Source organism: Polynucleobacter sp. MWH-Loch1C5, assembly GCF_018881775.1.
GTDB lineage: Bacteria > Pseudomonadota > Gammaproteobacteria > Burkholderiales > Burkholderiaceae > Polynucleobacter.
In genome coordinates this window covers 653,864-670,551 of the sequence record NZ_JACVPR010000001.1, presented here as the reverse complement: position 1 = coordinate 670,551, position 16,688 = coordinate 653,864, and the positions used below count along the sequence as shown (strand labels likewise).

The window sequence follows — 16,688 nt, the reverse complement described above, 5'->3', positions numbered from 1 at the left end:
AACATCTCGACCTGTATCATTAGTAATTATTCATCTGAATAGCCACAAAATTATGTCAGTTACTGTAGAAAAAGTTCTCGAACTATACGAATTACCTTTCAATGAACTTATGGCTCAAGCAGCTGCTGTTCATCAAGAGCATTTCCCGGAAGGTGATATTGAATTAGCGACGCTACTATCGATCAAGACCGGAGGCTGCCCTGAAGATTGCGGCTATTGCCCACAAGCAGCTCGCTACCATACCGATGTCAAAGCGACCAAGCTCATGGACGTTGAGGAAGTGCTAGAAGCGGCACGTGCGGCTAAAGAAGCGGGTTCGAATCGTTTTTGTATGGGCGCGGCCTGGCGCGAACCCAAAGATCGCGATATTGAAAAAGTAGTTGCGATGATCAAAGGCGTTAAAGAGTTAGGCTTAGAAACATGCGCCACTCTAGGTATGTTGGAGCCTGAGCAAGCCAAAGCTCTAGGTGAGGCGGGTTTGGATTACTACAACCACAACCTCGATACGAGCGAAGACTTCTACGGTGCCGTGATTCAGACGAGAACTTATCAAGATCGCATCGACACATTACAAAATGTACGATCAGCAGGTATGTCTGTTTGTTGCGGCGGCATTATTGGTATGGGTGAGACTCGTCGTCAACGTGCTGCTTTTATCGCCAAGTTGGCGAACCTCAATCCTTACCCAGAATCAGTACCGATTAATCATCTAGTCCCTGTGGCAGGTACACCTTTAGCAGATCAAAAAGGCGTTGACCCACTCGAGTTTGTGCGCACTATTGCGATTGCGCGTATCACCATGCCTAAAGCTCGCGTACGCTTGTCTGCTGGGCGTCAAGAGCTCGGTCGTGCAGTACAGGCGATGTGTTTTATGGCCGGCGCTAATTCAATTTTCTATGGCGATAAATTACTCACCACAGACAATCCAGAAGCTGATGCTGATCGTCAATTGTTAGCCGAACTAGGTTTAAAAACTAAGACGGCATGTAAGGCTGAGGTCTTGGTATAGAACAAGCAATCATTTTGCAAAATAAGTCGGTGAGATCTCAAAAGTCTCGCCGACTTTTTTATTGCGAAAAGAATAAAATACAAACATGAACTTAGATTCACTCATTATTGAATTTGATCGTGCGCTACGCGCCGTAGTAGGCTCTACGCCTATGCAAAGAGCGATACCGGGCCAGACGCAGCATGATTTAGATTTAAGTGCCGAAGAAAAACAACATGCGGCAGGACTCATGCGTGTGAATCACGTGGGTGAAGTCTGTGCACAAGCCTTGTATCAATCACAAAAGTTATATGCTCGAACTCCAGAGCTCAAAGAGAAGTTGGAGCATGCTGCCCGAGAAGAGGAAGATCATCTGGCTTGGTGCGCTAAACGTCTTGAAGAATTGGATTCAAGACCGAGCTTACTCAATCCTCTTTGGTACGCAGGAGCCTTTGTTTTAGGCAGTGCCGCAGGCCTCGCAGGTGATAAGGTCAGTCTAGGATTTGTTGCAGAGACAGAAAAACAGGTCGAGCAGCATTTGGATGGTCACCTCAAAGACTTGCCAGAAAAAGATTTGCGCTCTAGAGCCATCGTTGATCAGATGCGTTTAGATGAAATCGAGCATGGCCAAATGGCTAAAAAAGAGGGGGGTATTGATTTACCGACCCCCATTCAGGGGGCCATGCAGTTCATGGCCAAAATCATGACCCGTACGGCGTACAAAATCTGATTTTTTCTAGAAATCACTTCCAAACTTTAAGCTGTTTCTTAAGAGTAGATTCCATAACACTGTTTTTATTGGGTTTTTTGTGTCAAAATAGACTCAAGAAAGTGTTATAAGTCCTTGTTCTATTTGAGGAATTTTCAAAAAAATGCCCCAAAACACTTGACCTAGTTTTTCCCATCCTCTACAGTGGGAGAAAGTGTGAAAAAGTGGGGAAAATTACGTGTTTCAGGGTGCTTCAGCCTTAACTCTTGATGCCAAGGGGCGGATGTCAATTCCGTCGCGGCATCGTGACGCCTTGCAGTTGCAGGGTGAGGGCCGCGTGACGCTCACGAAACACCCCGATGGCTGTCTCTTATTGTTCCCACGCTCTGAGTGGGAAGCATTTAGAAGTCGTATCGCACAGTTGCCGATGGATGCTCATTGGTGGCGCAGAATATTTTTAGGTAATGCTTCTGATGTTGAGATGGATGGTTCTGGTCGCATTCTCGTGAGTCCAGAATTACGCGCTGCAGCTTCGATTGAAAAAGATGTGATGCTCTTAGGAATGGGTAGTCACTTTGAATTGTGGGATGCAGCGACTTATGCACAGAAGGAACAACAAGCGATCGCACAGGGTATGCCTGATGCGTTGAAACAATTCACCTTTTGATGCGGACGGTTTATGACATACACCCATCGCCCAGTCCTGCTGGCCGAGGCAGTCTCCGCGTTAATCCCGGTTCTCGATCCCACACACACTTGCACGCTAGTCGATGGTACTTTTGGCAGAGGCGGTCACAGTCGCGCTCTTTTGGAGAAGCTAGAAGCGAAAGATCGCTTGATTGCCTTCGACAAGGATCTCGAAGCGATAGCCGAAGCCCAAAAAATCAGCGACACACGCTTTCAAATCATTCACGACAGTTTCGCTCAGATGGCCTCCCACTTGCCAGCGCTGAGCGTGGACGGTGTCTTACTCGATTTGGGAATCAGTTCGCCACAAATCGACGATCCCGCGCGAGGTTTTTCATTCCGTCACGAGGGTCCATTGGATATGCGCATGGATACCACGCGAGGCATGAGCGCGAAAGACTGGTTAGCCAGTGCAGAACTGACAGAAATAGCGAGGGTCATTAAAGACTATGGGGAAGAACGGTTTGCTCTACAGATTGCAAAGGCGATTGTTGCTCGCAGAGAGCAGGGGGAGCCAGTTGGCACCACCCGAGAACTCGCGACGCTCGTGGCTAGTGTCGTCCGCACCCGCGAGGCGGGGCAAGACCCGGCCACGCGCACCTTTCAAGCTATACGGATTCATGTCAACCAAGAGCTCACTGACTTGGAGAATGGATTGAAAGCAGCCATGAATTGCTTAAAGCCTAACGGTATTTTGGCGGTGATTAGTTTTCACTCGCTAGAGGATCGTATTGTGAAGCAATTCATGCAAGGTCTGTCGACTGTGAATGTGCCACGTGGGATCCCGCTCACCGAAGCACAAATGCCCAAACCGCAAGCAAAATTATTGGGTCGTATCAAACCCTCAAGCACTGAAGTTGCAGAAAACCCAAGAGCACGTTCAGCAATTTTGCGTGTCATGCAAAAGTTGACCAGTTCTACACCTCTGCCAGGAGCTCCATCATGAATCGTTCGATTGTGATCTTGATGGTGGTCCTCATGTTGTGCGCTCTGTCTTTAGTAGCCGCACAACAAAAAACAAGAACCTTGTATGTGGCACTCGAGCGTGCCCAGACTGAAGAGCGTCGTTTAAATCAAGAGTGGTTGCGTCTTGAGTTTGAACAGCGAAATTTATCGAAATCAGCGCGCATTAATGAGATTGCGCGTAAACAATTACAGATGCAGGCCATCAATCCTGCGCGTACTCAATATGTGACGGTGGACTGATGGCGCAAATCTCTTTTTCTTCTACCCCGAATTTAGTCTTGCGACTACCGATGTGGCGTTCACGCCTCGTTTTGTTTTTGATGTTCGTCGGTTTTGTGGCTCTCGTGATCAGAGCAATGTGGGTGCAAGGTTTTGGTAATTCCTTCTATGAAGAAAAGGGAAATAAAGCCACATTACGTTCTATTGAAATGCCAGCGAGTCGTGGCAAGATCTTAGATCGCAATGGTGAAGTACTAGCAACTAGTTTGCTAGCTAAAGCCATCATCGCATTCCCTGATGCAATCCCTGATGATCTGCCAAAAGAAAAAGTATCAGAGCTCGCAAAATTATTAGAAATGCCTGAGGCCGAAGTCAGAAAGCGGATGCGTTCTGAGCGTAATCAAGTCTTTTTAAAACGCCAAGTCGATTTGGAAGTGGCTAAACAAATTCGACAATTAGGCATACCGGGCATTGCGCAAAATAATGAATATCGTCGTCTTTATCCTGAGGGAGAGGCGATGGCTCATATCGTTGGTTTTACCAACGTAGAGGATAAAGGCCAAGAAGGTATGGAGTTGGCCCGCGAAAAAGATCTCGTCGGTCAACCTGGACGACGCCGTGTGATTCAAGATCGTTTAGGCCGCTACGTAGAAAATTTAGGCATCATCAGTCCCCCACGTGATGGTGCTGACTTGCAGTTATCTATTGATAGCAAAGTTCAGTTCTTAGCTTATAACGAGATCAAAGCCGTTGCAGAAAAACATAATGCAAAAGGTGCTGGTGCAGTGGTGCTCGATGTGCATACCGGTGAAATTTTGGCTTTGGCCAATTACCCGAGCTACAACCCCAACTCTAGACAGAATCTATCGGGTGAGCAGTTACGTAATCGAGTCTTAACAGATACTTTTGAGCCAGGCTCAACGATGAAGCCTTTCCCGATTTCATTGGCTTTAGAAAAAGGTTTGGTTCAACCCAATACGCAGATGGCGATTGGTAAGTCTCTCGTCGTCGGTAAGAAAGCGATTACAGATACGCATCCCTATGGTTCTCTAACAGTGGCTGAAGTAGTGCAAAAATCAAGCAACATTGGCACTGTCAAGATGGCCATGCAACTAGAAGCTCAAGAGATGTGGGAGTTATTCCAGGCCTTGGGTTTTGGTCAAGCCCCAGAAATTGGTTTCCCAGGTGCTGTTGCCGGTCGCTTACGCCCTTATAAAAATTGGGTACCGATTGATCAAGCCACCATGTCATACGGTTATGGCTTGTCTGCTTCACTCTTTCAGGTGGCGCGCGCCTACAGCATCTTTGCACGCGATGGTGAGCTCGTATCCACCACCATCTATAAGACAGATCAATCACCCAAAGGTGTGCGTGTGATCTCTGCAAAAACAGCGATTCAGATGCGTGAAATGCTAGAGATGGTGACGCAAACCGGTGGTACTGCTACAGGTGCTCAGACCATGGGCTATCGCGTTGGTGGTAAGACAGGAACCGCTCACAAAGTAGAAGGCAAGGGATACGCCGGAAATAAATATCGCGGCTTCTTTGTTGGTATGGCCCCCATGAGTGCCCCAAGAATTGTTGTGGCTGTGATGGTAGATGAGCCACGTTCTGGCGGCTATTACGGCGGTATCGTTGCAGCCCCTGCATTCTCGAACATTGTCGCAGGTACTTTGCGCAATATGAACGTCTTGCCTGATGCAGCAATTAAGCAAATGGTCGATCAAGAATTCAAGTCACAAAATATCAAGCCCGCCGCATTGACCGGTGGAAATAACAAGGTAGCCACGACTCAATGAACGCTATGGTCACGATGACACCTACCCAGCTTGCTGCGCAATTACGTGCGCAGTTGGGTGAGACTGCTCATTTGACTATGGATACCAGACAGTTGAAACAAGGCGATGTCTTCTTAGCCTATCCAGTAGGTAATGAGCGTCAAAGAACAGATAATCGGCGCTATATTGCACAAGCTTTATCCCAAGGCGCGAGCTTTGTTCTTTATGAGCCTGATGCACTCGATCATGAAGTCCAGGTGATGCTCAATCAACAATGTTGGGCTATACCGAACTTGGCTCACTTTGCGGGACCCTTAGCGCACGAGTGGTATGGTCGCCCAACAGAGTTCATGGATGTTTTGGGTGTCACAGGTACCAATGGTAAGACCAGTGTGACTCAGTACCTCGCTCAGGCACTCAATCACCTAGAACAAAAAACGGCTGTGATTGGTACTCTAGGGGTTGGATTTTTAGGGCAATTAAAGACCACTGGTTTTACAACGCCAGATGCTGCCTCGAATCATCGCATTTGCCAAACATTGCATCAGCAAGGTGCAAAAGCATTAGCGATGGAGTTGTCATCTCATGCTTTGGATCAAGGTCGTGCCCTAGGCTTGCATGTCAAAACAGCCATCATCACTAATTTGTCTCAAGATCATCTGGATTACCACGGCACAATGGCTGAATATGCTTTGGCAAAGCGTAAGATCTTAGATATTCCAACTATCAAGACTGCCATCATCAATGCCGATGATGAGTTTGGCCAGAACTGCCTACAGTACATCGGAGAGCGTCAATCTCAAAAAGCTTGCCAAGTATGGTCCTACGCAACTGATGCAAAAGCGCTAGAGCGCATAGCCTCTAATAAGGATTTAGCAGCACGCTATCTCTTAGCGCAAAACATTCAACTGCATGCTCAAGGGATGTCATTTGCATTGATCTTAGATGGCAAAACTCTAGGTCGTGTTGAAACCAGCTTATGGGGCCAATTCAACATCAGTAATCTTTTGGCAGTCGCTGCCGCATTATTTGCAAGAGACTATTCGGCTGCGCAAGTGATTGCTGCTTTAGCAAATATTGAAGCAGTGCCAGGCCGCTTACAGCGTGTACCTAATACTGCAGCTCAACAGCCGATGGTATTGATTGATTTCGCGCACACGCCAGATGCCTTGCAAAAAGTTTTAGAAACGCTTCAAGGCGTTGCTCAAGAACGTCAAGGTCGCTTGTGTGTTGTTTTTGGTTGTGGTGGTGATCGTGATCCACTGAAGCGCCCTCTTATGGGTGCGATTGCTGAGCAATATGCAGATTTAGTCATGCTCACTAGCGACAACCCTCGCAGTGAAGATCCTAACAGCATCATTGCGCAAATTCAGAGTGGCATTCAGCAAGCGGAGCGGGTCAAGATGAATCCTGATCGTGCGACTGCTATTTTGCAAATGATTCGTGAGGCAAAACCAGAAGATATTATTTTGATTGCTGGTAAAGGTCACGAAGAGACCCAAGAGATTGCTGGCCAAAAAATACCATTTTCAGATTACCTTCATGCTCAGTTAGCTTTAGGGGGTGTGCGATGAGTCGCTTCATGACAGTCGCAGACGTCAAGCGTGGCTTACCTCATGCCAAGCTCTTGGGCTTGTCTGATAGCACTTTCATTGAGCGTTTTATAAGTGATAGTCGCCAAGTTCGAGCGGGTGACTGCTTTATTGCTTTACAGGGCGAACGCCATGATGCACATGCATTCCTCCACGAGGTCATGCAACAGGGTGCCTTGTGTGCACTCATCAGTGATTTGGCTCAACGCCCCGATGGTTTTCCTGTCATCCAGGTGGATAACACTTTGCAAGCCATACAGCAACTTGCAAAAGCTTGGGTGCAGGCTTGCCAACAAAATCAACTCAAGCAAACGGTTGCAGTCGTGGGTAGCAATGGCAAAACGACAGTCAAGGGCATGATTGCTCATATTTTTGCTACCGCGGTCGGTGAGAAGAGCTTGGCGACTGTAGGTAATCTCAACAATGACATTGGTTTACCTCTGACGCTCTTGCGTTTGAATCGTGAACATACTCATGCAGTACTTGAATTAGGTATGAACCATCCCGGCGAAACCCAACAGCTCGCGGCTATGGCTCAGGCCAATATTGCACTTATCAATAATGCTCAACGTGAGCATCAGGAGTTCATGCAAACGATTGATGCGGTCGCGAAAGAACATGCTCTCATTTTGGATGCTTTGCCTAATAAGGGCGTCGCTATTTTTCCTGCGGATTCGGAATACTCTGAGATGTGGGCTCAACGAGCGGCTGGCAAAACCATCATGAGCTTTGCATTGCATCACGATGCAATAGTGCGAGGTGATGTAATTAGTTCAGACCAGACAAGTCAAACCTTAGATATTACTTATCGAGATACTTCTCAAGTAACACAAACTCACCGAGTGCACTTACAGGTTCTGGGTGAACATAATGCAAAAAATGCTTTAGCTGCAACAGCAGCCGCATTGGCAGCTGGTATTACTTGGGATGCTATTCAAAAGGGTCTAGAGACCTTTACGCCTGTTCAGGGTCGGATGCAGGTTCAGCAGATCAATCCACAAACGACTTTGATTGATGATACGTATAACGCGAACCCAGATTCTGTGAAGGCAGCCATCGATGTTCTAGCCAAACTTTCTATGCCAGCTTGGTTGGTCTTAGGAGATATGGGCGAAGTCGGTGATCAAGGCCCCGCCTTTCATGAGGAGGTGGGCGCTTATGCCGCGCAAGAGGGTGTGCAAAAACTATTTGCTTTGGGTGAACAAACCAAGCATAGCGTGATGGCATTTAAAAAAAGCAGTGCACAAAATACCTCTGCAGAACATTACCCAGAGGTCGATGCTTTATGTGCTGCCTTGCGTGAGTCACTCGGTCAGCGCGCTGCCCATGAAAAAACAACCGTATTAGTTAAGGGCTCACGTTTTATGAAGATGGAGCGTGTGGTGAAAGCTTTAACAGAGGAGACCCATTAATGCTTTTATGGCTAGCGCAGTGGCTACAAGACGATATTAGTGCTTTGCGGGTGGTGAACTACATCACATTCAGAGCAGTGATGGCTACTTTGACAGCTGGATTGATTGGGTTGTTCTGGGGTCCTTGGGTCATTCGGCGCTTAACAGCTCTCAAAGTGGGTCAAGCAGTACGTACTGATGGACCGCAAACTCATTTAATTAAGAGTGGCACACCCACCATGGGAGGTGTTCTCATTCTCTTGGGTATTGCGATCTCTACCTTGCTCTGGGCTGATTTGAGTAATCGTTTTGTTTGGATTGTGCTCATTGTGACCTTGGGCTTTGGTGCGATTGGCTGGGTCGATGACTATCGTAAAGTCGTTTACCGTGATCCTAAAGGGATGTCTTCCAAAGAAAAATACTTTTGGCAATCAGTTATTGGTATTTTTGCTGCCATTTATTTGGCTTTTTCGGTAGCGGAGGCGAATAATCAAAAAGTATTAGCGCTCTTTATTAGTTGGGTTCAAAGTGGCTTCTCCATTGATTTGCCAGCCAACTCCAATTTATACGTGCCCTTCTTTAAAGAAATTAGCTATCCCTTAGGTGTCTTGGGTTTTATCGTACTGACTTACTTGGTGATTGTGGGTAGCTCAAATGCAGTCAACTTAACCGATGGCTTAGATGGTCTAGTGATAATGCCGGTCATATTAGTCGGTGCCGCATTAGGTGCTTTTGCCTATGTGATGGGTAATGCCATCTACGCCAAATATCTTTTCTTCCCCTTTATACCGGGCGCTGGTGAGCTGATGATTTTCTGCGGGGCGATGGGAGGTGCTGGTCTGGCTTTCTTATGGTTTAACACGCATCCTGCGCAAGTATTTATGGGGGATGTCGGTGCTCTCGCTTTAGGTGCAGCACTGGGAACGGTAGCGGTCATTGTGCGCCAAGAGATCGTGCTCTTCATCATGGGCGGTATCTTTGTCGCTGAGACTATCTCTGTGATGTTGCAGGTTGCTTGGTTCAAGATTACGAAGAAGCTTTATGGTGAGGGCCGCCGTATTTTCAAGATGGCACCGCTGCATCATCACTTTGAGTTGAGTGGTTGGAAAGAAACTCAGGTCGTGGTGCGCTTTTGGATTATCACCATCCTATTGGTCTTAATTGGTCTATCTACCTTAAAGCTGCGTTAGGAAAACATAGAACATGACCATCCTAAAACTTCAACAAGCCTTCGGTGAATCCTATACCAACGATGTTGGTGTATTGGTTTTGGGTTTGGGGGAGTCTGGCTTAGCGATGGCACGTTGGTGTCATGCTCAAGGAGCGAGAGTCAGCGTTGCGGATACCCGTCAAGAGAGTCAGCTTTCAGATGCAGCACGCAAGAGTGCTACAGAACTAAAGGACCTTGGTATCAAAATTGAGTATGGTCAATTGAGCGCCAGCCATTTAGAAGCAAAACAGATAATTGCGATTAGTCCTGGACTATCTCCGATTCAGGAGCCTGTGCAATCTTTCTTAGCTGCTGCAAAAAAGCTGAATATTGCTGTTTGGGGAGAAATCGAATTCTTTGCCAAAGCCTTGCAAGCGATCGAGCGAGAGTACCAACATCAGAGTCGTGTGATTGCCATTACAGGTACCAATGGCAAAACCACAACAACGAGTTTGACCGGACTGTTATGTGAAAAATCAGGTCAACGTGTAGCGGTTGCCGGCAATATCAGCCCTGCTGCGCTCGATAAACTCGGCCAGGTTTTAGAAGAGCGAGATGAGTTAGTGGCAGAGTTGCCGCAGATTTGGGTTTTGGAGTTATCGAGCTTCCAGCTAGAGCACACCTACTCGCTAGCTGCTGATGCAGCAACGGTTTTGAACCTCAGTCAAGATCATCTAGATTGGCATGGTGATATGGCTTCGTATGCGAAAGCAAAAGAGCGTATCTACCAAAATGCTAAAGCGGCTGTGCTTAATCGTGATGATCCATTAGTGAGTGCCATGGCTAAAGGCTTGACTAAGCAGCAACGTCAAATTACTTTCGGCTTTGATACACCGACCGAAGAAGATTCATTCGGTATTCATCATGACACCTCTGCCGGTGGCATCGATTGGCTAGTCTGGGCGGAGCCCGACTGGGAAGCATTAGAAAACCCAGGTAGACGTCGCCGCAAATCAGAAAGAGATGAGCCTTTACGTATCAAACGCTTAATGCCTAGTGATGCTTTACGTATCAAAGGACGTCACAATGCAGCCAATGCATTAGCAGCACTTGCACTCGCTAGTGCCTTAGGTCTTCATATTGGCCCTATGTTGCATGCGCTGCGCGAGTATGCGGGTGAGCCACACCGTGTACAAAGTGTTGCGGTCGTCAATGATGTGGAATACATCGACGATAGCAAAGGTACCAATGTAGGTGCCACCTTGGCTGCTTTACAAGGTTTAGGTCAAGGTCAGACGCGTTCAAAAATCATTCTCCTAGCTGGTGGTGAAGGTAAGGGACAAGACTTTGCACCCTTGCAAGCTGCCGTAGCAGCGTATGCCAAGGCTGTGATTGTTTTTGGTAAAGATGGCCCCTTGATTGCAGAAGCGATGAGTCAGAGTGGTATTGCCATTCAGGCTGCGCAATCTTTACCTGAGGCAGTGCAAAAGGCTACGCAACTCGCAGTTTCTGGAGATATGGTTTTACTCTCGCCAGCGTGTGCCAGCTTTGATATGTTCAAGGACTACGCACACCGCGCTCAGGTATTTGTAGAAGCCGTCAATGAGCTCGCTCACGAGCAAGGGCAGGTGAACTGATGATCACTTTCTTCAAAAAATTAAGTCTAAATAGTTTTGGTTCCGTTAAAGGCGGCATCCGCGATGGTTTTGCTGATTTCAAATCAGGTTTGCGTGATGCGACGACTGCAGTAAAACCGACTCGTTCAAAAATGATGAGCTATGACCAACCCCTCTTGTGGGCGGTGATGGTTCTTGTGACTTTGGGTTTAGTCATGGTTTATTCAGCATCGATTGCATTACCGGATGGACCTAAATACGCACGCTATAGCAGCAGTCACTTCCTAGTGCGCCATGCGATTTCTATTGGCTTGGCATTTGTGGTCGGCATCATGGCCTTTAGAGTACCTATCAAAGTATGGGATCGTTTGGCACCGCTGATGTTTGGAGTTGCGTTCGTGCTGCTCATCATTGTGCTTATTCCAGGTATTGGTAAGGGGGTCAATGGCGCACGTCGTTGGATTTCCCTAGGCTTTATGAACTTCCAGCCTTCAGAAATGATGAAGCTCGCCGTGGTTCTCTTTGGTGCGTATTACACCGTACAACGCCAAGAGTATTTGCATTCATTTGTGAAGGGTTTAATCCCGATGGGCGCCGCTGTGATGATGGTCGGTGTCTTATTGCTTTGGCAGCCCGATATGGGAGCTTTCATGGTCATAGCCATGATTGCTATGGGTATCTTATTTTTAGGTGGTATTAGCGGTAAGTTATTTGGTGCTTTAGCAGGTATTGCTTTAACTGCATTTATCACCATCATTATCTTGTCGCCATTTAGACGCGATCGTATTTTTGCTTACCTTGACCCATGGCAAGAAGAGTATGCTGCGGGTAAAGCCTATCAACTGGTTCATTCACTCATGGCTTTTGGTCGTGGTGAATGGTTTGGTGTGGGCTTAGGTGGCAGTGTTGAAAAGTTGCATTACTTACCAGAGGCACACACCGACTTCATCTTGGCCGTCATTGGTGAAGAACTAGGCTTTGTCGGTGTCACAGTGGTGATTGCTATTTTCTACTGGATTATTCGTCGCGCCTTCTTAATTGGCCGCACGGCATTGCAATTGGATCGTAGTTTTGCAGGCTTAGTCGCGAAAGGTATTGCGATTTGGATTGGCTGGCAAGCCTTTATCAATATGGGTGTGAACCTCGGTATTTTGCCGACCAAAGGACTGACTCTACCTTTCGTGAGTTTTGGCGGTTCGGGCATGCTCATGAATGCGGTTGCCATTGCCATCTTGCTCAAAGTCGATTATGAAAACCGAGTGCTGATGCGAGGGGGTAAGTTATGAACTCTATCAGTCACAAAACAATCTTAGTGATGGCAGGTGGCACGGGCGGTCATATCTTCCCCGGTTTAGCAGTCGCTAACCATTTGCGCCAAAAAGGCTGGCATGTCACTTGGTTGGGTAATCGTGGGGGCATGGAATATCGCTTAGTGACAGCGGAGAACATTCCATTTGAGGCGATTCAATTTGGTGGCTTAAGAGGCAAAGGCATGAAAACTATGCTCTTATTGCCGCTCAATCTTCTCAGAGCATTCATGCAAAGTATGGCAGTGCTGCGTCGCGTAAAACCGCACGTCGTTTTGGGTATGGGAGGCTATGTCACATTCCCTGCGGGCATGATGAGTGTTTTATTAGGTAGGCCTCTGGTCTTGCATGAGCAGAACTCAATCGCTGGTTTAGCTAACAAAGTGCTTGCCAAGGTGGCGGATCGAGTTTTGTGCGCCTTTCCAAAAGCCTTACCGAATGCGCAATGGCTAGGTAATCCTTTGCGTTCAGAGATGACGGCATCCCCCAATCCAGAACAACGTTACAAGACTCGTACTGGCCCGTTAAAGATCTTAGTGGTCGGTGGCAGCTTGGGAGCGCAAGCACTCAATCAATTGCTTCCTGAAGCCTTGGCTTTAATTGCCGAAGATCAAAGACCGCAAGTCATTCATCAGGCGGGTGAAAAAAATATTGCTGATTTACAAGCGCGCTATCAAGCCTTGGGGGTTACAGCTGATTTAAGACCTTTTATTAACGATATGGCCAAAGCTTATGCAGAGGCCGATCTCGTGATTTGTCGTGCGGGGGCTATGACCGTTGCAGAGATCGCCGCCGTGGGGGTGGCTGCTTACTTTGTACCTTTCCCTCATGCAGTAGATGACCATCAGACGACCAACGCTAAATTCTTGGTCGATGCTGGTGCAGCCAAGATGTGTAGTCAGAAATATTTAAGTGCGCCAGATTTGGCTCATTATTTACAAACCGTTGAGCGCACCGATCTCTTAGCAATGGCAAGTCTTGCGCATACATTAGCAAAGCCTCAAGCAACCCATGATGTCGCAGCGGTCTGCGAGGAAGTGAGCCTATGAAACATATCGTTGAACATATTCATTTTGTAGGCATCGGTGGTGCCGGCATGAGTGGTATTGCTGAAGTTCTCTTGAACTTAGGTTATCGGGTCAGTGGCTCTGATATGGTCGAGAGTGCCACCACTACACGCCTGCGTCAGGCGGGTGCTGAGATTTTCTTAGGTCATGATGCCAAGCATGTGGGAGATGCAGAGGCTGTTGTGATTTCAACAGCGGTCACAGGAGATAACCCAGAAGTTCTCCATGCAAGAGCTCAGAAGATTCCGATTGTGCCCAGAGCTGTGATGTTGGGTGAGCTCATGCGCCTTAAACAAGGCATTGCTATTGCTGGTACGCATGGCAAAACAACCACGACTAGTTTGCTGGCTTCTGTATTGGCAGAGGGCGGTCTAGATCCTACTTTTGTGATCGGCGGCAAGCTCAATTCTGCAGGTGCGAACGCTCGTTTAGGTACAGGCGACTTTATCGTAGCTGAAGCCGATGAATCAGATGCTTCATTCTTGAACTTGCTACCTGTGATTGAAGTCATTACCAATATTGATGCTGATCATATGGATACCTATCAGCATGATATGAGCCGTCTGAAGCAAGCTTTTGTGCAATTTACACAAAGAATGCCTTTCTATGGCATCGCCGTTGTTTGTATGGATGACCCCAATGTCAGAGATATCCTGCCATTCATTTCGAGACCCACATTGCGTTATGGCTTATCTGAAGAAGCTGAAGTCAGAGCAGTAGAAATCGAAGCCAGTCAGGCGCAAATGAAATTCGTGGCATTGCGCCATACCGTCAGACGCCATGGTGCGAAACCTGGGCCACTTGAAGTCACTTTGAACTTACCCGGCTTACATAATGTGCGTAATGCGCTAGCGACGATTGCGATTGCCACCGAGTTAGGTGTATCTGATCAAGCGATTGTCAAAGCACTTAAGGAATTCAAAGGTGTGGGACGTCGTTTTCAGCGTTATGGTGAGCTCAAGTTAGCCAGTGGTGGCACATGTACTGTGATCGATGATTATGGTCATCATCCAGTTGAGATGGCCGCCACGATTGCGGCAACGCGTGGCGCATTCCCAGGGCGTCGCTTATTACTCGCTTTCCAGCCCCACCGCTATACACGTACACGCGATTGTTTTGGTGACTTCGTACAAGTCTTACAAAGCGTGGATGCATTGGCATTGACCGATGTCTATCCAGCGGGTGAGCCACGTATTCCCGGAGCAGATGGACAGAGCTTGATGAAAGCTTTGCAAAAAGCAAAAGCTGCAGATCGTCTCTTGGCCTCTGAAGCAAGTGTTTTTATTAAAGATATTACTCAGTTACCCGAAGGTATTTTGAGCGTTGCGCGTGATGGTGATGTGATTGTCACCATGGGTGCAGGTTCAATCTCTGCAGTGGCTGGCAAATTGATGGAGTCTTCACATGCATAAGTCAGCATCATCGTCTTGGGCAGACCAAGTGCAGCGTGATCTTGAAAAAGTCGCAGCGAAAGACTTGGGTCGAGTTGGTGTTCTCTTGGGAGGTCGCTCGGGTGAGCGTGACATTTCACTGATGTCAGGCCAAGGCGTTCTAGAAGCGCTCAAAAGTCGTGGTGTCGATGCTCATGCATTTGATCCTGCCGAGCAATCATTGGCAGATTTGGTTCAGGAAAAATTTGATCGAGTCTTCATCGCTTTACATGGACGCTATGGTGAAGATGGCACGATGCAAGGTGCTTTAGAGCAAATTGGTATTCCGTATACCGGTAGTGGTGTGTTGGCCTCGGCTTTAGCAATTGATAAACAAGCCACAAAGCGTGTGTGGACTAGCTATCACTTACCCAGCCCACGCTTTGTGATGTTGGATGCAAAAACTGATTGGCAAACAGTCATTGATGAATTAGGTTTGCCACTGATTGTGAAGCCTGCTCGAGAGGGATCTTCCCTAGGTTTATCAAAGGTTAATCGTGCTGAAGAATTGCCAGCGGCCTATGCTTTAGCGGCCAAGTTAGATCGCGCCGTCATGGCTGAGCAGTGCATCGTTGGTGAAGAGCTCACATGTCCAATTGTAGGTGCAGGTGACAATGCTCAAGCATTGCCAGTAATTCGTATTGTGGCGCCATCAGCCAACTACGACTATCACAATAAATATTTCTCGGATGACACCCGTTATCTCTGCCCGACAGGACTCTCTTTGGATTTGGAAAGAGAAGTACAAGACTTAGCTCTTAAGGCATATCAAGCATTGGGTTGTCAGGGTTGGGGTCGTGCTGATGTCATGATCGATGGTCAAACCCAAAAGCCATATCTACTAGAAATGAATACCGCACCGGGTATGACGAGTCATTCACTCGTGCCGATGGCTGCCAAAGCAGCGGGGGTTGATTACCCAACACTAGTCATGTGGTTGTTGAGTCAGGCGAGTTTGAAGCTATGAAATTCATCAAAGCCTTCTTCTCAATGATTCAAGGAGTGTTCGTCACAGCTTTAGGGCCTGTGTGGAATCACCCTTTGATTTTGAGAACGATCGCTAATTTCTTGTTCTTGATTGCTCTATTAGTCACTTTATTCTGGGTGCTCTTCTGGTTGGGTCAAAAACCAGTCTTCACACTCAACCATCTCACTGTTGAATCGATGACGGGTCAAGAGCTTAAGCATATTCATCTACCGGTGATCAAAGCTAAAGGTTTGCAATCTGTACAAGGCAACTTCTTCACGATTCGCCTAGATCATATTCGTCAAACCTTTGAGACCATGCCTTGGGTTAGAAAAGCTTCTGTACGTCGCGAGTGGCCGAACGGCATTGTGGTGGCTATTGAAGAACATCAAGCTATGGGCATTTGGGGTGGTAGTGATAATCCGCGCCTCATGAATACCTATGGTGAAGTATTCACCGCCAATTTGGCTGAAGTTGAGAACCCAAGTGCCTTACTCAAATTAAGCGGCCCAGAAGGCAGCAATCTTGATGTGTATCGCAAGATCAATAAGGTCAATGACTGGTTCAAACCCTGGGATGCCCATGTATTGGCTCTTGATCTGTCGTCACGCTATGCCTGGCGAGTCAAGTTGAGTAATGGCATCACGATTGATTTAGGTCGCGAATTAGATGAGCGCGATAGCAAACAAATTCAGTTAAGTGTTGAGCGCCTTTTACAGACCTGGCCACAAGTAGAACAAAAGTGGGGTCAGCGTGTGGATTCAGTCGATTTACGTTATGCCAATGGTTATGCGATTCAAGTGGGGAAAAAATTGTGAGCG

General features: G+C 47.4%; 14 protein-coding genes and 1 pseudogene. All 15 read left to right on the top strand.

The window, feature by feature from the left end:
* Positions 1-64: 64 nt before the first annotated feature.
* Positions 65-1,009, top strand: a pseudogene (bioB, locus tag ICE94_RS03340) (biotin synthase BioB); the annotation flags it as partial.
* An 85-nt stretch (positions 1,010-1,094) separates the two neighbouring features.
* Complete coding sequence (gene coq7 / locus ICE94_RS03335) at positions 1,095-1,718, top strand: 2-polyprenyl-3-methyl-6-methoxy-1,4-benzoquinone monooxygenase (protein ID WP_216148811.1); 624 nt, start codon at positions 1,095-1,097, stop codon at positions 1,716-1,718.
* Positions 1,719-1,935: 217 nt separating this feature from the next.
* Complete coding sequence (mraZ, locus tag ICE94_RS03330; RefSeq protein WP_216148809.1) at positions 1,936-2,364, top strand: division/cell wall cluster transcriptional repressor MraZ; 429 nt, start codon at positions 1,936-1,938, stop codon at positions 2,362-2,364.
* Between the two features lie 12 nt (positions 2,365-2,376).
* Positions 2,377-3,330, top strand: coding sequence for a 16S rRNA (cytosine(1402)-N(4))-methyltransferase RsmH (rsmH, locus tag ICE94_RS03325; RefSeq protein ID WP_216148806.1), 954 nt, complete (start codon positions 2,377-2,379; stop codon positions 3,328-3,330).
* Positions 3,327-3,590, top strand: a complete 264-nt coding sequence (ftsL, locus tag ICE94_RS03320; protein ID WP_216148803.1) for a cell division protein FtsL — start codon at positions 3,327-3,329, stop codon at positions 3,588-3,590. Before rsmH ends, ftsL begins: the two co-directional genes overlap by 4 nt.
* Entirely contained in the window at positions 3,590-5,368 is a 1,779-nt protein-coding gene (locus ICE94_RS03315; RefSeq protein WP_216148800.1) for a penicillin-binding protein 2, read from the top strand. Before ftsL ends, ICE94_RS03315 begins: the two co-directional genes overlap by 1 nt.
* Complete coding sequence (locus ICE94_RS03310) at positions 5,365-6,921, top strand: UDP-N-acetylmuramoyl-L-alanyl-D-glutamate--2,6-diaminopimelate ligase (protein ID WP_216148797.1); 1,557 nt, start codon at positions 5,365-5,367, stop codon at positions 6,919-6,921. Before ICE94_RS03315 ends, ICE94_RS03310 begins: the two co-directional genes overlap by 4 nt.
* Positions 6,918-8,351 carry a UDP-N-acetylmuramoyl-tripeptide--D-alanyl-D-alanine ligase gene (gene murF / locus ICE94_RS03305; RefSeq protein ID WP_216148794.1) on the top strand — a complete coding sequence of 478 codons (1,434 nt, stop codon included), beginning with the start codon at positions 6,918-6,920 and terminating at the stop codon, positions 8,349-8,351. Before ICE94_RS03310 ends, murF begins: the two co-directional genes overlap by 4 nt.
* Entirely contained in the window at positions 8,351-9,520 is a 1,170-nt protein-coding gene (mraY, locus tag ICE94_RS03300; protein ID WP_216148791.1) for a phospho-N-acetylmuramoyl-pentapeptide-transferase, read from the top strand. Before murF ends, mraY begins: the two co-directional genes overlap by 1 nt.
* Positions 9,521-9,533: 13 nt before the next feature.
* Entirely contained in the window at positions 9,534-11,117 is a 1,584-nt protein-coding gene (murD, locus tag ICE94_RS03295; RefSeq protein WP_216148788.1) for a UDP-N-acetylmuramoyl-L-alanine--D-glutamate ligase, read from the top strand.
* Positions 11,117-12,382: a putative lipid II flippase FtsW gene (gene ftsW, locus ICE94_RS03290; protein ID WP_216148785.1), complete on the top strand. Its 1,266-nt coding sequence runs from the start codon at positions 11,117-11,119 to the stop codon at positions 12,380-12,382. Before murD ends, ftsW begins: the two co-directional genes overlap by 1 nt.
* A 5-nt stretch (positions 12,383-12,387) precedes the next feature.
* Positions 12,388-13,452 carry an undecaprenyldiphospho-muramoylpentapeptide beta-N-acetylglucosaminyltransferase gene (gene murG / locus ICE94_RS03285; RefSeq protein WP_216150898.1) on the top strand — a complete coding sequence of 355 codons (1,065 nt, stop codon included), beginning with the start codon at positions 12,388-12,390 and terminating at the stop codon, positions 13,450-13,452.
* A complete protein-coding gene (murC, locus tag ICE94_RS03280) occupies positions 13,449-14,882 on the top strand; it encodes a UDP-N-acetylmuramate--L-alanine ligase (RefSeq protein ID WP_216148782.1) in 1,434 nt (477 codons plus the stop codon). The genes murG and murC overlap by 4 nt, the downstream gene beginning before the upstream one ends.
* On the top strand, positions 14,875-15,867 hold the full coding sequence (locus tag ICE94_RS03275) for a D-alanine--D-alanine ligase (protein ID WP_216148780.1): 993 nt from the start codon (positions 14,875-14,877) through the stop codon (positions 15,865-15,867). Before murC ends, ICE94_RS03275 begins: the two co-directional genes overlap by 8 nt.
* Positions 15,864-16,685, top strand: coding sequence for a cell division protein FtsQ/DivIB (locus tag ICE94_RS03270; protein WP_216148775.1), 822 nt, complete (start codon positions 15,864-15,866; stop codon positions 16,683-16,685). The genes ICE94_RS03275 and ICE94_RS03270 overlap by 4 nt, the downstream gene beginning before the upstream one ends.
* Positions 16,686-16,688 lie beyond the last annotated feature (3 nt).

Bases quoted from the DNA above. Each gene is read 5' to 3' on its own strand.
- ICE94_RS03315 (WP_216148800.1), top strand. From the start codon at position 3,590: ATGGCGCAAATCTCTTTTTCTTCTACCCCGAATTTAGTCTTGCGACTA.
- ICE94_RS03275 (WP_216148780.1), top strand. From the start codon at position 14,875: ATGCATAAGTCAGCATCATCGTCTTGGGCAGACCAAGTGCAGCGTGAT.
- ftsL (WP_216148803.1), top strand. From the start codon at position 3,327: ATGAATCGTTCGATTGTGATCTTGATGGTGGTCCTCATGTTGTGCGCT.
- murC (WP_216148782.1), top strand. From the start codon at position 13,449: ATGAAACATATCGTTGAACATATTCATTTTGTAGGCATCGGTGGTGCC.
- ftsW (WP_216148785.1), top strand. From the start codon at position 11,117: ATGATCACTTTCTTCAAAAAATTAAGTCTAAATAGTTTTGGTTCCGTT.
- ICE94_RS03310 (WP_216148797.1), top strand. From the start codon at position 5,365: ATGAACGCTATGGTCACGATGACACCTACCCAGCTTGCTGCGCAATTA.
- murD (WP_216148788.1), top strand. From the start codon at position 9,534: ATGACCATCCTAAAACTTCAACAAGCCTTCGGTGAATCCTATACCAAC.
- mraY (WP_216148791.1), top strand. From the start codon at position 8,351: ATGCTTTTATGGCTAGCGCAGTGGCTACAAGACGATATTAGTGCTTTG.
- rsmH (WP_216148806.1), top strand. From the start codon at position 2,377: ATGACATACACCCATCGCCCAGTCCTGCTGGCCGAGGCAGTCTCCGCG.
- coq7 (WP_216148811.1), top strand. From the start codon at position 1,095: ATGAACTTAGATTCACTCATTATTGAATTTGATCGTGCGCTACGCGCC.
- ICE94_RS03270 (WP_216148775.1), top strand. From the start codon at position 15,864: ATGAAATTCATCAAAGCCTTCTTCTCAATGATTCAAGGAGTGTTCGTC.
- murF (WP_216148794.1), top strand. From the start codon at position 6,918: ATGAGTCGCTTCATGACAGTCGCAGACGTCAAGCGTGGCTTACCTCAT.